This window comes from Pseudalkalibacillus salsuginis (genome assembly GCF_021646685.1).
Classification (GTDB): domain Bacteria; phylum Bacillota; class Bacilli; order Bacillales; family Fictibacillaceae; genus Pseudalkalibacillus; species Pseudalkalibacillus salsuginis.
This window is the reverse complement of the sequence record NZ_JAKJHW010000001.1, coordinates 351,925-367,413: the sequence shown is the minus strand read 5'-3', so window position 1 is coordinate 367,413 and position 15,489 is coordinate 351,925. Positions and strand designations below refer to the sequence as shown.

Genomic DNA, 15,489 nt, shown 5'->3' with positions numbered 1-15,489 from the left:
GTTTTCGTCCAGCTTTTTTTCAATTAAACCTGTTGTTCTGCTTCTTCTTTTGCTTTTTTCTCGTGGTACTCTTTTGCCAACTTATCAACTTCTTTTTTCAACTCGTCAACCATAATATCTTCAGGAATCTTACGGATGATTTCTCCGTGACGGAAAAGGAGTCCTTCCCCTCGTGCTCCGGCGATTCCAATATCTGCTTCACGCGCTTCACCAGGACCGTTTACTGCACATCCTAACACGGCAACCTTTAAAGGAGCTTTGATTTTCGAGATGTATTCCTCAACTTCATTGGCAATTGAAATTAAATCAATTTCGATACGCCCGCATGTCGGACAAGAAATAAGTGTTGCTGCATTAGATGCTAAACCGAATGTTTTCAGCAATTCACGAGCAACCTTCACTTCTTCCACAGGATCTGCACTCAAGGAGATCCGTACGGTGTTTCCGATTCCTTTATGCAGAATAATTCCGAGTCCTGCAGCGCTTTTGACCGTTCCAGCGAAAAGTGTACCAGATTCAGTAATTCCTAAATGCAATGGATAATCAAATGCTTTCGCTGCTTTTTCGTACGCTTCAACAGCTAAATTTACATCAGATGCTTTCATAGAAACGATGATATCATGGAAATCAAGGTCTTCTAAAATTTTAATATGGCTTAAAGCACTTTCCACCATGCCATCTGCAGTAGGATAACCATATTTTTCAAGGATTTTTCGCTCCAATGAGCCGGCATTTACACCGATCCGAATTGGAATCCCTTTTTCTTTTGCTGCTTTAACTACGGCTTCAACCTTCTCTTTCCTACCGATATTCCCCGGGTTGATCCGGATTTTATCAGCTCCGCCTTCAATTGCCTTGAGTGCCAATTTATAGTCGAAATGGATATCGACCACTAAAGGAATGTTTATCTGCTTCTTAATTTCTGCGATCGCTTCTGCTGCTTTCATATCTGGACAAGCTACACGTACAATCTGGCAGCCCGCTTCTTCTAATCGATGAATTTCCTTGACTGTTGCTTCAACATCATGTGTTTTAGTAGTTGTCATACTTTGCACAACAACTTCATTATTGCCGCCAATTGTTAGATTACCAACTTTTACAGGCCTCGTTTTCGTACGGTGAGTCATTTCACTCATGTATATATCGCTCCTTTAAGGACGTAAATGACATTTGTTACCGACTTCATTTTAGCAATGGATTGAAGGTTTTGGCAAGGAAATGTGTTTTATTTAAATAATGGGAAGCGATATGTCTTATTTGCCTGGACCGAATGAGCGGATGTATTCTGATTCAAACGTTCGAATTCTGTAACTGCTTCTTCTATAGAAACTGGAAGGCTTCCATTATGAATCCGTTCAAGAATAGTCAAGACGGTCTCTCCAGGCTGGACTTGGATTTCTTTGAAAGCTGCCTCTTTTGTCGGTACAGAATTTGCCACTTGAACCTGTATGTCATTTTTAGCTTCTGTCGGCAAAGTTCCGATCTTCAAATCGAAATAGGCGCTATAAAAAAATAGAATGATCAAACATGTGATGATGAATTTCTTCATAACCAATCCCCTCCATAGCGGGTAGAAATCAAATCTATTAATCCTTCTAGTAAATGTATATGCCTGTCCAACTCTACTATTCATAAAAAGACAAAGTGTATACCAATTTTTATCAAATTCACTTGAAACGATTTTCTCTTTAAAGCGTCTATTATCATTAAGGTATCCTGATAAATAGATATAGCCATGCGGGGGTGGGCATTGTAAAATATAAACAGTACCTACAAAAAAACAAATAATAAACGTATGGTATAAGGAATTGTTTCAATCAAAGGAGAGAAAACATGAGATTTAAAAAATGGATTGCAATCATGATCTTAGTAGCTTGTATGGTTCCAGGAATTGCTTTTGCAGATGCAGCACCTGGAGATATCATCGTCACTCTAGGGGAAGATTTAACAGATAGTGAAAAACAAAACTTACTAAAAGAAATGGATGTTCCGGCAGACGTAGAAACAGTGACCGTTACTAATGACGAAGAGCATCAATATTTAGGTGAATATATATCGAAAGCACAAATCGGTTCAAAAGCAATTTCATCTACTAAAATTACAGTCGGTGAAAAAGATTCCGGACTGAATGTCGAGACAAACAATATCAATTGGGTAACCGAAGAGATGTATGCGAACGCTCTGACGACTGCGGGTGTCACTGATGCTGATATCTATGTAACAGCTCCATTTGAGGTATCAGGTACAGCTGCACTGACAGGTATTTTAAAAGCTTATGAAGTGAAAGCTGATGTTAAAATTCCTGAAGAGAAGAAGCAGGTTGCCAATGAAGAGATGGTGAAAACGGTTAAGCTTGGTGATCGTGTCGGTGCTGAAAAAGCTACTGAACTGATGACGAAAATCAAGCAGGAATTAGCTGAAAACCCTGTTGAGACAGAAGAAGATCTTCGTGCATTAATCCAACGTGTTGCAGAGGATGTCGGCATTCAATTGACGGATGAAGAACTTGATGGGCTTGTATCCCTGTTCAATCGTATGAAGGAACTGAACATTGATTGGGATCAAGTGAAAAGTAACCTTGAAAATGTTCGAAACAACCTGGGCGAATTTTTGAATAAGGAAGAGACACAGGGATTCATTCGAACCATTCTCGATTTCTTGATCTCATTGATCGAAGCACTGAAAAACCTTTTCAAATAATGATTGAGAGGATGACGCTATTGTCATCCTCTTTGTCAAAGGGTAAGAAAGTATAAAAATTTTGTTGCGGTGAAGAAATGTCTAGCTCTAACACCCAACCACTTGGATCACTTCTGTCCTCCTGTGGCGGTCGACACATTGATTTAGGTCGAAGTGTTACCCACACGCAGAATCGAACTTTGTTTGGTTTGAGCCTCCTCGTCGGACTTCCAGTGACCTTCGTGGTTAACAAGGGCGTTTGCGCTTTTCTTTATGTCTACATAATCATTCTGTTTCTTTTGGCTTGGGAAGCGGTACAAATTTAATGACTTGTGACAAGAAAAAGATGGCTACTGCCCAATAAAGGAAGAATTGACCAGGAATCGTAATACGTAAAGCATCTATAATCGCAAAAAATAGGGTCGGCAATGTAACTGAATAAGCGGAGAGGATCCATAATTGTCCGTAGGATATCTTTCGCTTCATTATATTTTTAACAATCAACCCAATTAATGCAAGAATCGTGATTCCGATGAATTTGAGTGCAGTCATGAAAATATACGAAATAAGGATTATCACACTGATGATCAAGGGTAATAAAGTATTAGCCGAGTTCAAGAAATTGACAATATCGCTCTTTTGGAAATTTACATCCCTCATCATTCCATAATCGAACGAATCTGCACTTCCGGCTGTTACAACAATTAATCGATCATCCAAAACCGCAATGGCATCCGAGTATTGATCCAAATCATCTCGAGTAATTGTACCAGTCGTATCAAAAATGATGGTTTGGTTCCCATCCTGACGAATGATCGGTTCTGAAATATCCGAATTCAATTCTCCATTTTGGAATTGGAAGTTCGGGATGTCCTCCTTAAGTGCGTTATCAAATTCATTGACTGCATTCGTGATGGACACTGCTATATTGATTCCTATGAAGATAAAAGAAATCAACATCATGACGAAAACATAGCCGATTGTCTTGCCTATTTTTTGGAACCGAAACATGGCTATGGTTTTCGGAGAGTACAAGCTCATCACAAACTGTTTGAAAATGTTCATTGGTATCCTCCTTCAAGTATCTAAAATCATTGTATCTTTACTGTATCAAACGGACAAGATAAAAAATGGGATTAAGGGAAAAAATACCATAGTCCCACAGGTTAATTTACAAAACAATTAAATAACACTAAAAGTCTTTACAAACAAAATAAAGTTAGTTAATAATGAATGGGGCAAATTCTGTCGAATAAATGCGTAGGAGTTGAAAAACTTTGGATTTAGATATTCAGAAACTGATATTTGAATTTCTTGGGGGACTAGGTATCTTCCTATTCGGTATCAAGTATATGGGAGACGGACTTCAAAACACTGCAGGCGATCGTTTAAGGGATATTCTTGATCGGTTTACGTCAAATCCTTTCATGGGAGTACTTGCAGGAATTATCGTAACAATCTTGATTCAATCAAGTTCGGGTACGACCGTCTTGACAGTAGGACTTGTCAACGCTGGATTCATGACATTGCGACAAGCAATCGGGGTAATCATGGGTGCCAATATCGGTACTACCGTAACTGCCTTTATCATCGGTATCGATATTGGGGAATATGCATTACCTATCATTGCGGTTGGTACATTAATGATATTCTTCTTCAGTTCAAAAAGGGTGAAGAATATCGGTCAGATCATTTTTGGTTTTGGTGCGCTGTTTTATGGCCTTGAGCTGATGGGTGAGGGAATGAAGCCATTACGCAGCCTTCAAGCATTCCAGGACTTGACCGTTAGTATGAGTGAACATGGAGTGTTAGGAGTCGTCATCGGAACTTTGTTTACAGTCATCGTCCAAAGTTCAAGTGCAACAATCGGAATACTCCAAGAGCTATATTCACAAGGATCCTTGACTCTCGATGCAGCTTTACCTGTCTTATTCGGTGACAACATCGGTACGACAATTACGGCAGTCCTTGCAGCGATCGGAGCTAGTGTCGCAGCAAGAAGGGCAGCATTGACTCATGTTATCTTCAACTTGATCGGAACAACGCTTTTCTTACTTTTACTCATTCCATTCCGAGCATATGTTGATTTTCTTACTACTTGGTTAGGGTTAGGTCCGAAAATGCAAATAGCTTTTGCCCATGGATCGTTTAATATAGTGAACACTCTCATTCAAGTATGGTTTATAGGAGCTCTTGCATATATCGTTACGAAAATCATCCCTGGTGATGATGGAGTGATTGAATACAAAGCAAAACATCTCGATCCGATATTCCTAGAGCGTTCCCCAGCAGTTGCCTTAGGACAAGCTAAGATGGAAGTCATGCGTATGGCGGACTATGCTAAAAATGCACTGACAGAATCATTCGAATATCTAGATACAAATAATAAGAAGAGCGCTGAAAAAGCGTATCAATATGAAGAAGCAATCAACAATTTGGACCAGCGTATTACAGACTATCTCGTAAAATTGTCATCTTACACGTTGTCCGCTCACGACTCTGAACAACACTCAATTCTTATGGATTCCGTACGTGACATAGAGCGTATCGGAGACCATATGGAAAATATCGTTGAATTAGTGGACTACCAATTGACACATAAAGTGATTATTTCAGAAAAGGCGAAAGCGGATCTGGAGGAAATGTTTCAGTTGACCATGTCTACGATTGATGAAGCATTCCATGCAATGGAAAATAATGATAAAGAAAAAGCACGTAAGGTTGTCAAAATGGAAGACGCGATTGACAAAATGGAGAGAACCTTGCGTAAACAACACATCCTTCGTTTAAATGAAGGAAAATGCAGTGGGGCTGCTGGTATCGTCTTCGTCGATATCATCAGCAACCTTGAACGTATCGGGGATCATGCAGTAAATATCGCAGAATATGTTTTAGGAGAAGAAGAGTAATATGACGATCATTGCTTGGCTGGTAATCGGATCATTATTTGTCCTGTCTTTCATTGGACTTGTTTATCCGGTTTTACCGGCCTCTCTTTTTCTTATCGCTGGCTTTCTTGTCTATGGATGGATGTTCAGTTTTGACCCTTTAGGTCTTTGGTTTTGGATCATTCAAGGAATTCTCATCCTTCTTTTATTTGCCACTGATTATGCGAGTAATTATTTCGGGGTGAAAAAAAGGGGCGGAAGTAAACACGCTATATGGGGAAGTACAATCGGTATTATTGTCGGTCCTTTTATCATACCAATCATTGGAATTCTGATCGGTCCTTTTGTCGGGGCGATTGTAGGAGAATGGATACACCAAAAAGGCGACTTGAAACAGGCTGTCCGAGTGGGTATCGGTTCTTTGTTAGGTTTTATTGGCGGTGGTGCCGTGAAATTCATCATTCAAAGTGGAATGGTCATTTATTTCCTAATGAAAGTCTTATAATACGTATTGCATACAGGGGAAGAACATGATATATTAGTTCTTGTCCCTGTTTTCCTTTTGTCGAAAGATGAGAAAAAACATTGACATCTAACACAAAAAATGTTATGCTAAATCTTGTCGTTAAAATTATTTTATTCCACAGTAGCTCAGTGGTAGAGCTATCGGCTGTTAACCGATCGGTCGCAGGTTCGAGTCCTGCCTGTGGAGCCATGGCGGTGTAGCTCAGCTGGCTAGAGCGTACGGTTCATACCCGTGAGGTCGGGGGTTCGATTCCCTCCGCCGCTACCATTAACAAAACGCATGGCGGTTGTGGCGAAGTGGTTAACGCACCGGATTGTGGTTCCGGCATTCGTGGGTTCAATTCCCATCAGCCGCCCCATCAACCCTGTTTACAAGTACATAATCATGGACCCTTAGCTCAGTTGGTCAGAGCAGTCGGCTCATAACCGATTGGTCGTAGGTTCGAGTCCTACAGGGTCCACCACTCACCATATGGAGGTATACCCAAGTCTGGCTGAAGGGAGCGGTCTTGAAAACCGCCAGGGGTGTAACAGCCCGCGGGGGTTCGAATCCCTCTACCTCCTCCATTTTTATTTTTATAGCATAATTTATTGTATATCGTCGCGGGGTGGAGCAACGAACGTTACTTCATGAATAAGCGATGAGTTGTCCCGACGCAGCTAACTTCGATAGAAGGAACTTGTAGAGGAAGGGACAGGTAGTATCCAATTTTTTAATACTTCAACATCATTGAAACAAAATCATCGTCCGTATACTATTATCGTCGCGGGGTGGAGCAGTCTGGTAGCTCGTCGGGCTCATAACCCGAAGGTCATAGGTTCAAATCCTATCCCCGCAACCAATTTAAGTTCATTGCCAACGTCGGATAGCCTGACATTCAATGAACATATGGAGTACCCGGAGGGGTGTAACCAATTTAATAAGTTTAACTGTATATGGCTCGATAGCTCAGTCGGTAGAGCAGAGGACTGAAAATCCTCGTGTCGGCGGTTCGATTCCGTCTCGAGCCACCATATTTCAAACTTCTTGAAGATAAGAAGTTTTTTGTGTTTTATAAAGGTTTTTGTAGACTCAATTTCAATTTATGCAGGTATTTTCCCATTTTGTTGGCAATGTTAACTTTTTGTAAGGCTCACGCTTTCTCATGTGGATGATTCAAGCATATCCAGCAATCAATTTACAAAAGTCCGTATGTATAAACATCTTACTAGATGACCTCTTCATCCCCTGATAATCCAACCTGCCTCCACCTCTCAGTGTTTTAAAATTGAATCCTCTGGGTAAATTTGATATTGTTAGGTTTAAAGGCACAGTTTTCGTGCTTTGAACTACATACTTTTAAAGGAGGAGATTCAAATGGCAAAATACGAACTACCAGCACTACCATATGAGTTTAACGCTTTAGAACCACACATCGACGAAGAAACAATGAAAATCCACCATGGTAAACACCACAACACGTATGTAACAAAGCTGAATAGTGCACTTGAAGGACATGCCGATCTACAAGACAAAGGAATTGATTCACTTGTCAGCAATTTAGACGCTGTTCCTGAAAACATCCGAACGGCTGTACGTAATAATGGTGGAGGACACGCCAACCACACATTGTTCTGGCAACTTTTAAGCCCGAATGGTGGAGGAACTCCTACAGGGGAAGTAGCGGATGCCATCAATTCTAAATTTGGAAGCTTCGAAAAGTTCCAAGATGAATTTACTGCTGCAGCAACTGGTCGTTTTGGATCGGGCTGGGCATGGCTTGTTGTCAACAATGGTGAGCTTGAAGTGACAAGCACACCGAACCAAGATACTCCATTAATGGATGGTAAGACACCAATCCTTGGACTTGACGTTTGGGAGCACGCTTACTACCTTAACTATCAAAATCGTCGTCCTGATTATATTGCGGCATTTTGGAATGTTGTCAATTGGGATGAAGTTGAAAAACGTTTCCAAGAAGCTAAGTAAATTTTTACTAGTAGGGCACACCCCGACCTGTATTCCAGGCGGGGTGTTCTTTTGGTTTCATAAAAAGGTTAACGGACACAAGAGCCTTAAATTCATTTAAAATCACAAGCCTTGTTCACGGGTAACGGAACAATGGTCCTCAAATTCTCCAAAACACGCCTTTCTGTCACAATTAGCGGAACATATGTCCTCTAATTTTTGTGTGCAGGACATTGGACAAATGGATTAACTTGATCCAATAATTTTCCTTCAGACACATTCCGATGATCTCATCCAGCAATACATTCCCATCTTCAAAATCTTCATCTGAACGCAATACATACTGATCGCCATTGTAAAATACGGTTACAGTCTCATTTACGACGCGATAGAGTACTTCCCAGCCCGCTTGTTGTTCGAAATAGTCACATTTTTTCTCTTTGGCATAATTCATCACTATTGCCTGAATCATATGTTCTATATCTGTCCTAAAACAATCTTTTGAACGAAAAATGTAAAATTCGTATATGGTCATCCCTCCTTTTTTTTACATCTTTGCCATAGATAGTTGTGTTTACACAGCGATTTCCGACTTTATCCAAATCCTTAATTAAGAATAACGTCGTCAGTTTAAGGAAAACTAGGGTTGTAAGTAAAGGGGAGTCGTTCTTATGAAGGCATTACAAAAAATGATCGGCAATATTGAAGTAACAAAAGATTTGATGTTTCTTTTGATTATCGGCGGTTTATATGCATTGAGCATTGCTTTATCAAATACATTCGTCAATGTTTTTCTTTGGAAACAGTCGGGTAAATTCATTGATATAGCAATATACAACTTATCTATTGTGATCTTTCAACCCATTACATTCATATTTGCAGGGCGGTTAGCTAAACGGATCGATCGTGTTATTGTCTTGAGATTAGGGGTTATCAGTTTATCGATATTTTACTTAACTGTCTTGTTACTCGGTGCAAGGGCAGAGGATTTCCTTATCCTCCTCGGGGGTTTGCTTGGTATTGGAATGGGGTTTTATTGGCTTGCGTTCAATGTTCTTACGTTCGAAATCACAGAGCCTGATACGAGAGATTTTTTTAATGGATTTCTAGGACTGCTTACTTCTTTTGCGGGCATGGTCGGACCTTTTCTAGCCGGTTGGATTATTACGAGGATGGATAAGATGATCGGTTATAAAACCATTTTTGCGATATCTTTAGGCTTGTTTTTTGCGGCAGTGATCATGAGTTTTATGCTGAATCGTCGGACTGCGAAAGGGATTTATTCTTTTGTGCGGATCATTAAAGAACGGAAAAAAAATCCGAATTGGAACCGTATCCTGTATGCCCATTTCTTTCAAGGGTTACGTGAAGGGACCTTCGTCTTTGTCATCGTCGTGTGGGTATTCATCACCACAAATAGTGAATTGGCGTTGGGGACATACGGTTTGATCAACTCTGCTGTATCTTTTTTAGCCTATTATATGGCTACACGGTATATAAAGTCTTCTTACCGGAAAAAGGCGATATTAGTAGGGGGGATCATCTTATACGCTGCTTTAGCCTTGATTATCTTCGAGTTGACATTCGCCAAACTGCTGACATATGGAGTGATCATATCCATCGCTTATCCGATCCTGTTGGTGCCTTATGTCTCCTTGACATACGATGTAATAGGACGAAGCTGGAATGCCAGGGAAATGCGTATCGAGTACATTGTCGTGCGGGAATTATATCTCAATTACGGAAGAATTACTTCAATTGTACTGTTTATTATTACTATTACATTATTTGATGAGCAAAAAAGCATACCCTATCTAATCCCGATCATTGGAATGGGACATTCACTCATCTATTTATTTGTCCGGAAAATCAATTTGAACCCGATTCCAGAAGAACCAGTCGTACTATCGAACGAAAATGGATCAAATGTATAAGTTAATCTTTTTTTTAATATATAACTGCGTTACAATATAATGGCGTTTCCGTCATATAAAGGCACCTTTCGAGGTGTCTATTTTACATAAAAGGAGAGAGGATATGGAGGCGAAGAAAAAAAAGAAAAGCCACGTTCCTTTTCGCTTGAACATACTGTTTTTAGCAGTTTTTTTATTGTTTACGACCCTGATTTTAAGATTAGGGGTCGTTCAGATCGTCTACGGTGATTCTTTCAAAGCCGAAGCAGAACGGCAAGAGAATGTCACCGCAAAATTGGATGCGCCTCGCGGTAAGATGTATGATCGATATGGACGGGTAGTAGTAGATAACGAACCAGTGTTTTCGATTACATTTACTCGAACTGATAATATGAAGCCAGATGAGATGTATCAAATAGCAAAAAAATTATCCGGATATATTGAAAAGGACACAGATGAGCTGACAAAAAGGGATAAGAAAGACTTTTACTTATCCTATAGAGCTGATCAGCGTAAAATTTATGAAAAGCTTCTCACAAAAAAAGAAATGGATGAACTTAATGATAAAGAACAATATCTCCTCGTCATTGATCGCCTTGAAGCAGATGAATTGAATCTTTCAAAAGAAGATAAAGAAATCGCGGCAATTTGGCGTGAAATGATAAGAGGCTATTCCCTGACACCACAGCGTGTAAAAGTCGACGTGCCTCAAAAGGAAATTGCAGTGGTCAGCGAGCATCTGGAGGAGTTTGATGGAAAGATCGATATCAAACCGGATGCACAAAGAACCTATCCTTACGAAGGGACACTTAAATCGATCTTTGGAAAGGTTGGCCAAATTCCAAGTGAATTGATCGACGGCTATGTATTAGAGGGGAACGACCGTAACGACTTAGTAGGGACCAGCTTTCTTGAGGAACAATATGAATCGGTCCTTCGAGGAACGAAAACGAAAATCAACTATGTTACTGATAAATCTGGAAATCCAATCGGCAAGCCAATAGAGGATCAGGGCTCAAGAGGCCAGGATATCATTCTGACCTTCGATATGGAACTTCAAAAGAGAGTCGAAAAGATCGTAGAACGTGAAATCTTGGATGCCCGGCAAAAATATGCAGCTAACAATAAGTTAAGCAGTTCTTTCGTAATTATGGCTAATCCTCATACAGGTGAAATCTACTCTATGGTTGGTAAAGTATTAGAAGATGGTAAGTTCCAGGATGCCCCATTCGGGAATGTCTACAATCAGTATCCGATGGGTTCTACAGTAAAAGGGGCCACAGTTTTGACAGGGTATCAAACGGGTGTAATTGAACCCGGTACAGTATTATATGATACACCCCTGGAATTACCAGGCACACCGATTAAAAAATCCTATCGGAATATGGGATATGTGAATGATATTGAAGCACTGCAGCAATCTTCCAACGTTTACATGTTCCGTATTGCAATGAGGATCGCTGGTTATGATTTTGAGAATAAAAGAGGATTCAATAATCGTCAGGAAGCTTTTGAAACGATGCGATATTATTTTAATCAATTCGGTTTAGGAGTTCCTACAGGGATCGATCTACCATATGAAGATGATGGCTATAACGGAGGATCTCAAGCACTTGGTAACTTGATGGATATGGGGATTGGACAATTTGATACGTATACACCGATGCAAATGGTCCAGTATATCTCGACAATTGCCAATGGCGGCTATCGTATGCAACCCCATCTATTAAAGGAAATCAAAAAACCAGGTATTAGCGCTGATGAACAAGGCGATACAGCTTATGAATTCCAACCAAATATATTAAACCGTATTGATATGAAGCCAGAATGGATCGAAAGGGTCCAAAAAGGCCTTTATATGGTTATGAATACGACGAAAGGTACAGCCGGCTCTTATTTTAAAAATACGAAAGGATACGAAGCTGCTGGTAAAACAGGTACAGCACAATATGATGGTGATTCTTACCTGCTCTCACTAGTCGGTTATGCTCCATATGATAATCCAGAAGTCGCATTTGTCGTTGTCAGTCCATATGCTGAAGAAGGCGGGATCAACAATAAGATCGGCCGGGCAATCTTGGATGCTTATTTTGACATTAAAAAAGAGGGGCATAAGAAAGAGATCATTAAACAACCTGACAAGAAACCTTCAGACAATAATCAAGACCCATATTAATAATGAACAGCAAGGATTACCCTGTATGCCAGGGTGATCCTTTTTCTTTTTACAAGGCTGGTTTCGTATAGATTGTTGTTTAACAATTTGGAAATATACTCGCTTTCCACGGACGAAAGAAAAGCGCAAACGCCTGGACATCATTCCCAGAATTAGCCTGATTATGCAAGCACGCTTAGGCTTCCTTCCCGCAGGATTCTCGCATAATTCCAGTTTTCATCTCGTTATCAGCATTCATTTTTAGAAATACAGCCTATTACAGAAAAATATACATGATTCGACACATCTTTACAAAACCTTAACAATTCGTTTATACATGCTTAATAAGTCCAAGTTACTATAGGCAATGTAGGGCATTCGCCCATAGGAGGTTAAGAGAACCATACTTTTCTCATAAATACCTCCATCAACCAATAAAAAACCAGGGGGATTTCAAAATGAAAGCTTTTAAACGCAGCACGTTCTTCATGATGATGGCAGCTTTACTCATCGTTGCGACAGCATGTGGAAATGGTGATGGAAGCGGATCTGCAAACGGTGATGAAGAACTCGAAGGTAGTGTAGTTGTAGACGGATCTGGAACAGTTTATCCATTGATGGCGAAAATAGCAGAGAATTATATGGTAAATGAACAAGAAAATGTCTCTGTTGAAGTAGGACGTGCCGGTTCAAGTGCTGGATTTAAAAAGTTTCTAGCTGAAAATGGTACGGATCTCAGTAATGCCTCACGCCAAATTAAAGACGAAGAAAAAACAAAAGCTGAAGAGCTTGGCATGAACTATAAAGAGTTAAAGCTTGCATTAGATGGGATCACGATTGTAGTCAATAAAGATAATGATTGGATTGACGACCTTACGGAAGAAGAAGTAATTGACATCTTCCTTGCTAGCGGAAATAAAAAGAAATGGTCTGATGTACGCTCAGACTTCCCTGATAAACCAATCAAGGCTTATGGACCGAATGAAAATCATGGTACTTATGAATTCTTCTACGAAAAAATCCTGGATGAGCAACCTTTAAGAGAAGATGTGAGTCTTCAACAAGAATACTCAACACTTGTAGATATGGTTTCAAAAGATAAAAATGCGATCGCATACTTCGGTTACGGTTATTACGAAAGTAACAGTGACAAAGTGAAGGCAGTTAAAATCGATTTCGGTGATGGACCAGTCGAACCTTCCATCGACACAATCAAGGAAGATGGTGAATATGGTCCGTTTACACGACCAGTATTCACATACTTGAACGAAGACCAGGCTAAAGAAAAACCACAAGTATTAGACTTTGCAATCTACGCTATGGAAAATGCTGGTGAAATTGCTAAGGAAACTGGATTTGCCCCATTAAGTGATGAAGAATACAAAAAAACAGTAGATGAGCTAAAAGAGTTGCAAAAATAAACTATTCACTTAATTGGAAAATACAGGGGGATGAGGGGTCGTTGCACTTCTCATCTTCTTGGCTTGTTTATATAAAAAGACAATGAAATTCCCTAATATATAGAATGTCTAGAGTGAGAGGGGTCCTAAATTGGAAAAGAAATTGAATGTCAACGAAATGATCCAAAAGAACAGAAGTACAATGAATTTTACAAGAATATGGGAGAAGATCATCCCGAAAATTCTATTAGCAATTGCAATCATATCCATTCTTACTACGGTAGGTATTTTGTCTACCTTATTAGTCGAGACGATCGCTTTTTTCAAACAAGTCCCATTTCTTGATTTCTTTACTGGAACGAAATTAAAACCTTTAGGTGCAGATGCACAGTTCGGCGTATTGCCGTTATTGACCGGTACCTTGATTTCTACGGTCATTGCTATGATTGTTGCGATACCGATCGGCCTTATGACAGCCGTTTATTTAAGTGAATATGCTTCAGATAGGATAAGAAGGACGTTTAAGCCTTTATTAGAAATCCTTGCAGGTATTCCAACTATCGTATATGGTTTTTTCGCCTTTACATTTGTTACGCCTTTATTACGGTCGATCATACCGGGATTGGAACCAACCAATATTTTAAGTCCTGGTATTGTGATGGGGGTAATGATCATTCCGATGGTAGCCTCACTTTCAGAGGACGCAATGAGTTCTGTACCATCAGAGATGAGGCAAGGTGCATCAGCACTCGGAGCTACAAGGCTTGAGGTTACTTTTAAAATCGTCATTCCTGCTGCGATCTCCGGTATCGTTGCATCGTTTGTACTAGCTATATCACGTGCGATTGGTGAAACCATGATCGTGACAATCGCAAGTGGGAGTTCAAAAAACTTTACCTTCGATGTCACTCAGTCCATGCAGACGATGACGGCGTATATTGTTGAAGTTACCGGTGGAGAGGCACCAGCAGGTTCAACTCTATACTACAGTTTATATGCTGTTGCTATGACGTTATTTGTCTTCACACTAATTATGAACTTGATTGCACAGTATGTTTCTCGTAGGTACAGGGAGGAATATTGATTATGAAATATGTTGATACGGCTCAAGTACAAAAGAGAATGAACTTACGCCTTACAACCAATAAATTAGCCAAGTCATTGTTCTTTTTATCAACGATGTTTGGCTTGATCGTGCTAGTTGTTTTGATTTATCGTGTGTTTTCACAGGGAATCCAATGGATCGACCTCCAATTCCTGACTGGTAAATTATCCACCTTTGCCGAAAATGCTGGGGTAATGGGTCCGCTTTTAGGATCTTTCTGGTTGATGTTAGTCGTTGCCCCACTAACCATGATTCTTGGCGTTGGAACTGCGATTTATTTAGAGGAATACGCAAAAAAAGGGCGTATTCCATCACTTATACAAACCAATATTGCCAACCTGGCTGGTGTTCCTTCCATCGTCTTCGGTTTATTAGGTCTAACTGTGTTTGTAAAAGGCTTTAGTTTAGGAAACGTAGTGTTAGCCGGTGGATTGACGATGTCCCTGCTGGTTCTTCCGATCGTGGTAGTGGCTAGTCAAGAGTCTATCCGTGCTGTCCCACAATATTTAAGGGAAGCCTCTTATGGTATGGGAGCTACCAAATGGCAAACGGTAAAGAATGTTGTCTTGCCTGCATCACTCCCAGGAATATTGACTGGTGTCATCTTATCGTTATCCCGTGCCATTGGTGAAACGGCTCCACTTGTTGTTCTGGGAATCCCAGCATTGCTGATTCCATTTCCGGATAGTATTTTTGATAAATTCACTGTCATGCCGTTACAGATCTATTATTGGACAATAGATTCTGCACTGACTAAGGAATATGCAAACTTGGCTGCAGGAGCAATTGTCGTGCTGCTTATGCTTTTATTCTTGATGAATTCAATAGCGATCATCATACGGAACAAATATCAAAGAAGATTATAAATGTGGAGGG

General features: G+C 40.1%; 13 protein-coding genes and 7 tRNA genes. 16 read left to right on the top strand and 4 right to left on the bottom strand.

Annotated elements, in window-relative coordinates:
- Window positions 1–23 precede the first annotated feature (23 nt).
- The gene (ispG, locus tag L1611_RS01940) at window positions 24–1,127 is read right to left on the bottom strand and encodes a flavodoxin-dependent (E)-4-hydroxy-3-methylbut-2-enyl-diphosphate synthase (RefSeq protein ID WP_236312011.1); all 1,104 of its coding nucleotides are present in this window, start codon (window positions 1,125–1,127) and stop codon (window positions 24–26) included.
- Between the two features lie 98 nt (window positions 1,128–1,225).
- On the bottom strand, window positions 1,226–1,549 hold the full coding sequence (locus tag L1611_RS01935) for a hypothetical protein (protein WP_236311363.1): 324 nt from the start codon (window positions 1,547–1,549) through the stop codon (window positions 1,226–1,228).
- 284 nt (window positions 1,550–1,833) lie between these two features.
- Between L1611_RS01935 and L1611_RS01930 the strand changes: the two genes are divergently transcribed.
- On the top strand, window positions 1,834–2,700 hold the full coding sequence (locus L1611_RS01930; protein WP_236311362.1) for a DUF1002 domain-containing protein: 867 nt from the start codon (window positions 1,834–1,836) through the stop codon (window positions 2,698–2,700).
- A 264-nt stretch (window positions 2,701–2,964) separates the two neighbouring features.
- Here L1611_RS01930 and L1611_RS01925 read toward each other — a convergent pair whose 3' ends face one another.
- Window positions 2,965–3,744: a DUF1189 domain-containing protein gene (locus tag L1611_RS01925; RefSeq protein ID WP_236311361.1), complete on the bottom strand. Its 780-nt coding sequence runs from the start codon at window positions 3,742–3,744 to the stop codon at window positions 2,965–2,967.
- Window positions 3,745–3,956: 212 nt separating this feature from the next.
- Here L1611_RS01925 and L1611_RS01920 point away from each other — a divergent pair, with 212 nt between their 5' ends.
- The 10 genes from L1611_RS01920 to L1611_RS01875 all read left to right on the top strand — a co-directional run bounded on the left by L1611_RS01920 (window position 3,957) and on the right by L1611_RS01875 (window position 8,061).
- Window positions 3,957–5,588, top strand: coding sequence for a Na/Pi cotransporter family protein (locus L1611_RS01920; RefSeq protein ID WP_236311360.1), 1,632 nt, complete (start codon window positions 3,957–3,959; stop codon window positions 5,586–5,588).
- A gap of 1 nt (window position 5,589) precedes the next feature.
- Complete coding sequence (locus L1611_RS01915) at window positions 5,590–6,072, top strand: DUF456 domain-containing protein (RefSeq protein ID WP_236311359.1); 483 nt, start codon at window positions 5,590–5,592, stop codon at window positions 6,070–6,072.
- Window positions 6,073–6,207: 135 nt separating this feature from the next.
- Window positions 6,208–6,282 (top strand) — tRNA-Asn (locus tag L1611_RS01910).
- Between the two features lies 1 nt (window position 6,283).
- Window positions 6,284–6,360: transfer RNA gene (locus L1611_RS01905), tRNA-Met, on the top strand.
- Window positions 6,361–6,375: 15 nt separating this feature from the next.
- Window positions 6,376–6,451, top strand: a tRNA-His gene (locus tag L1611_RS01900).
- A gap of 28 nt (window positions 6,452–6,479) precedes the next feature.
- A tRNA-Ile gene (locus tag L1611_RS01895) sits at window positions 6,480–6,556 on the top strand.
- Window positions 6,557–6,566: 10 nt separating this feature from the next.
- Window positions 6,567–6,659 (top strand) — tRNA-Ser (locus L1611_RS01890).
- A gap of 198 nt (window positions 6,660–6,857) precedes the next feature.
- Window positions 6,858–6,934: transfer RNA gene (locus L1611_RS01885), tRNA-Met, on the top strand.
- Window positions 6,935–7,030: 96 nt separating this feature from the next.
- Window positions 7,031–7,106, top strand: a tRNA-Phe gene (locus L1611_RS01880).
- 343 nt (window positions 7,107–7,449) lie between these two features.
- On the top strand, window positions 7,450–8,061 hold the full coding sequence (locus L1611_RS01875) for a superoxide dismutase (protein ID WP_236311357.1): 612 nt from the start codon (window positions 7,450–7,452) through the stop codon (window positions 8,059–8,061).
- Between the two features lie 172 nt (window positions 8,062–8,233).
- Here L1611_RS01875 and L1611_RS01870 read toward each other — a convergent pair whose 3' ends face one another.
- The gene (locus L1611_RS01870) at window positions 8,234–8,575 is read right to left on the bottom strand and encodes a hypothetical protein (protein WP_236311356.1); all 342 of its coding nucleotides are present in this window, start codon (window positions 8,573–8,575) and stop codon (window positions 8,234–8,236) included.
- A gap of 136 nt (window positions 8,576–8,711) precedes the next feature.
- Here L1611_RS01870 and L1611_RS01865 point away from each other — a divergent pair, with 136 nt between their 5' ends.
- From L1611_RS01865 to pstA, 5 genes are all read left to right on the top strand, one after another.
- Window positions 8,712–9,974 carry an MFS transporter gene (locus L1611_RS01865; RefSeq protein ID WP_236311355.1) on the top strand — a complete coding sequence of 421 codons (1,263 nt, stop codon included), beginning with the start codon at window positions 8,712–8,714 and terminating at the stop codon, window positions 9,972–9,974.
- 103 nt (window positions 9,975–10,077) lie between these two features.
- Window positions 10,078–12,129 carry a peptidoglycan D,D-transpeptidase FtsI family protein gene (locus L1611_RS01860; RefSeq protein ID WP_236311353.1) on the top strand — a complete coding sequence of 684 codons (2,052 nt, stop codon included), beginning with the start codon at window positions 10,078–10,080 and terminating at the stop codon, window positions 12,127–12,129.
- Window positions 12,130–12,566: 437 nt separating this feature from the next.
- Window positions 12,567–13,529 carry a PstS family phosphate ABC transporter substrate-binding protein gene (locus L1611_RS01855; protein ID WP_236311352.1) on the top strand — a complete coding sequence of 321 codons (963 nt, stop codon included), beginning with the start codon at window positions 12,567–12,569 and terminating at the stop codon, window positions 13,527–13,529.
- 157 nt (window positions 13,530–13,686) lie between these two features.
- Window positions 13,687–14,592 (top strand): phosphate ABC transporter permease subunit PstC, encoded by a 906-nt coding sequence (gene pstC, locus L1611_RS01850; protein WP_236312010.1) that lies wholly within the window; start codon window positions 13,687–13,689, stop codon window positions 14,590–14,592.
- 2 nt (window positions 14,593–14,594) lie between these two features.
- Entirely contained in the window at window positions 14,595–15,479 is an 885-nt protein-coding gene (gene pstA / locus L1611_RS01845; protein ID WP_236311351.1) for a phosphate ABC transporter permease PstA, read from the top strand.
- Window positions 15,480–15,489 lie beyond the last annotated feature (10 nt).

Excerpts from the sequence above, each read along its gene's own strand:
- ispG (WP_236312011.1), bottom strand. The coding sequence starts at position 1,127 with ATGACTCACCGTACGAAAACGAGGCCTGTAAAAGTTGGTAATCTAACA.
- L1611_RS01935 (WP_236311363.1), bottom strand. The coding sequence starts at position 1,549 with ATGAAGAAATTCATCATCACATGTTTGATCATTCTATTTTTTTATAGC.
- L1611_RS01930 (WP_236311362.1), top strand. The coding sequence starts at position 1,834 with ATGAGATTTAAAAAATGGATTGCAATCATGATCTTAGTAGCTTGTATG.
- L1611_RS01925 (WP_236311361.1), bottom strand. The coding sequence starts at position 3,744 with ATGAACATTTTCAAACAGTTTGTGATGAGCTTGTACTCTCCGAAAACC.
- L1611_RS01915 (WP_236311359.1), top strand. The coding sequence starts at position 5,590 with ATGACGATCATTGCTTGGCTGGTAATCGGATCATTATTTGTCCTGTCT.
- L1611_RS01875 (WP_236311357.1), top strand. The coding sequence starts at position 7,450 with ATGGCAAAATACGAACTACCAGCACTACCATATGAGTTTAACGCTTTA.
- L1611_RS01870 (WP_236311356.1), bottom strand. The coding sequence starts at position 8,575 with ATGACCATATACGAATTTTACATTTTTCGTTCAAAAGATTGTTTTAGG.
- L1611_RS01865 (WP_236311355.1), top strand. The coding sequence starts at position 8,712 with ATGAAGGCATTACAAAAAATGATCGGCAATATTGAAGTAACAAAAGAT.
- L1611_RS01860 (WP_236311353.1), top strand. The coding sequence starts at position 10,078 with ATGGAGGCGAAGAAAAAAAAGAAAAGCCACGTTCCTTTTCGCTTGAAC.
- L1611_RS01855 (WP_236311352.1), top strand. The coding sequence starts at position 12,567 with ATGAAAGCTTTTAAACGCAGCACGTTCTTCATGATGATGGCAGCTTTA.
- pstC (WP_236312010.1), top strand. The coding sequence starts at position 13,687 with ATGATCCAAAAGAACAGAAGTACAATGAATTTTACAAGAATATGGGAG.
- pstA (WP_236311351.1), top strand. The coding sequence starts at position 14,595 with ATGAAATATGTTGATACGGCTCAAGTACAAAAGAGAATGAACTTACGC.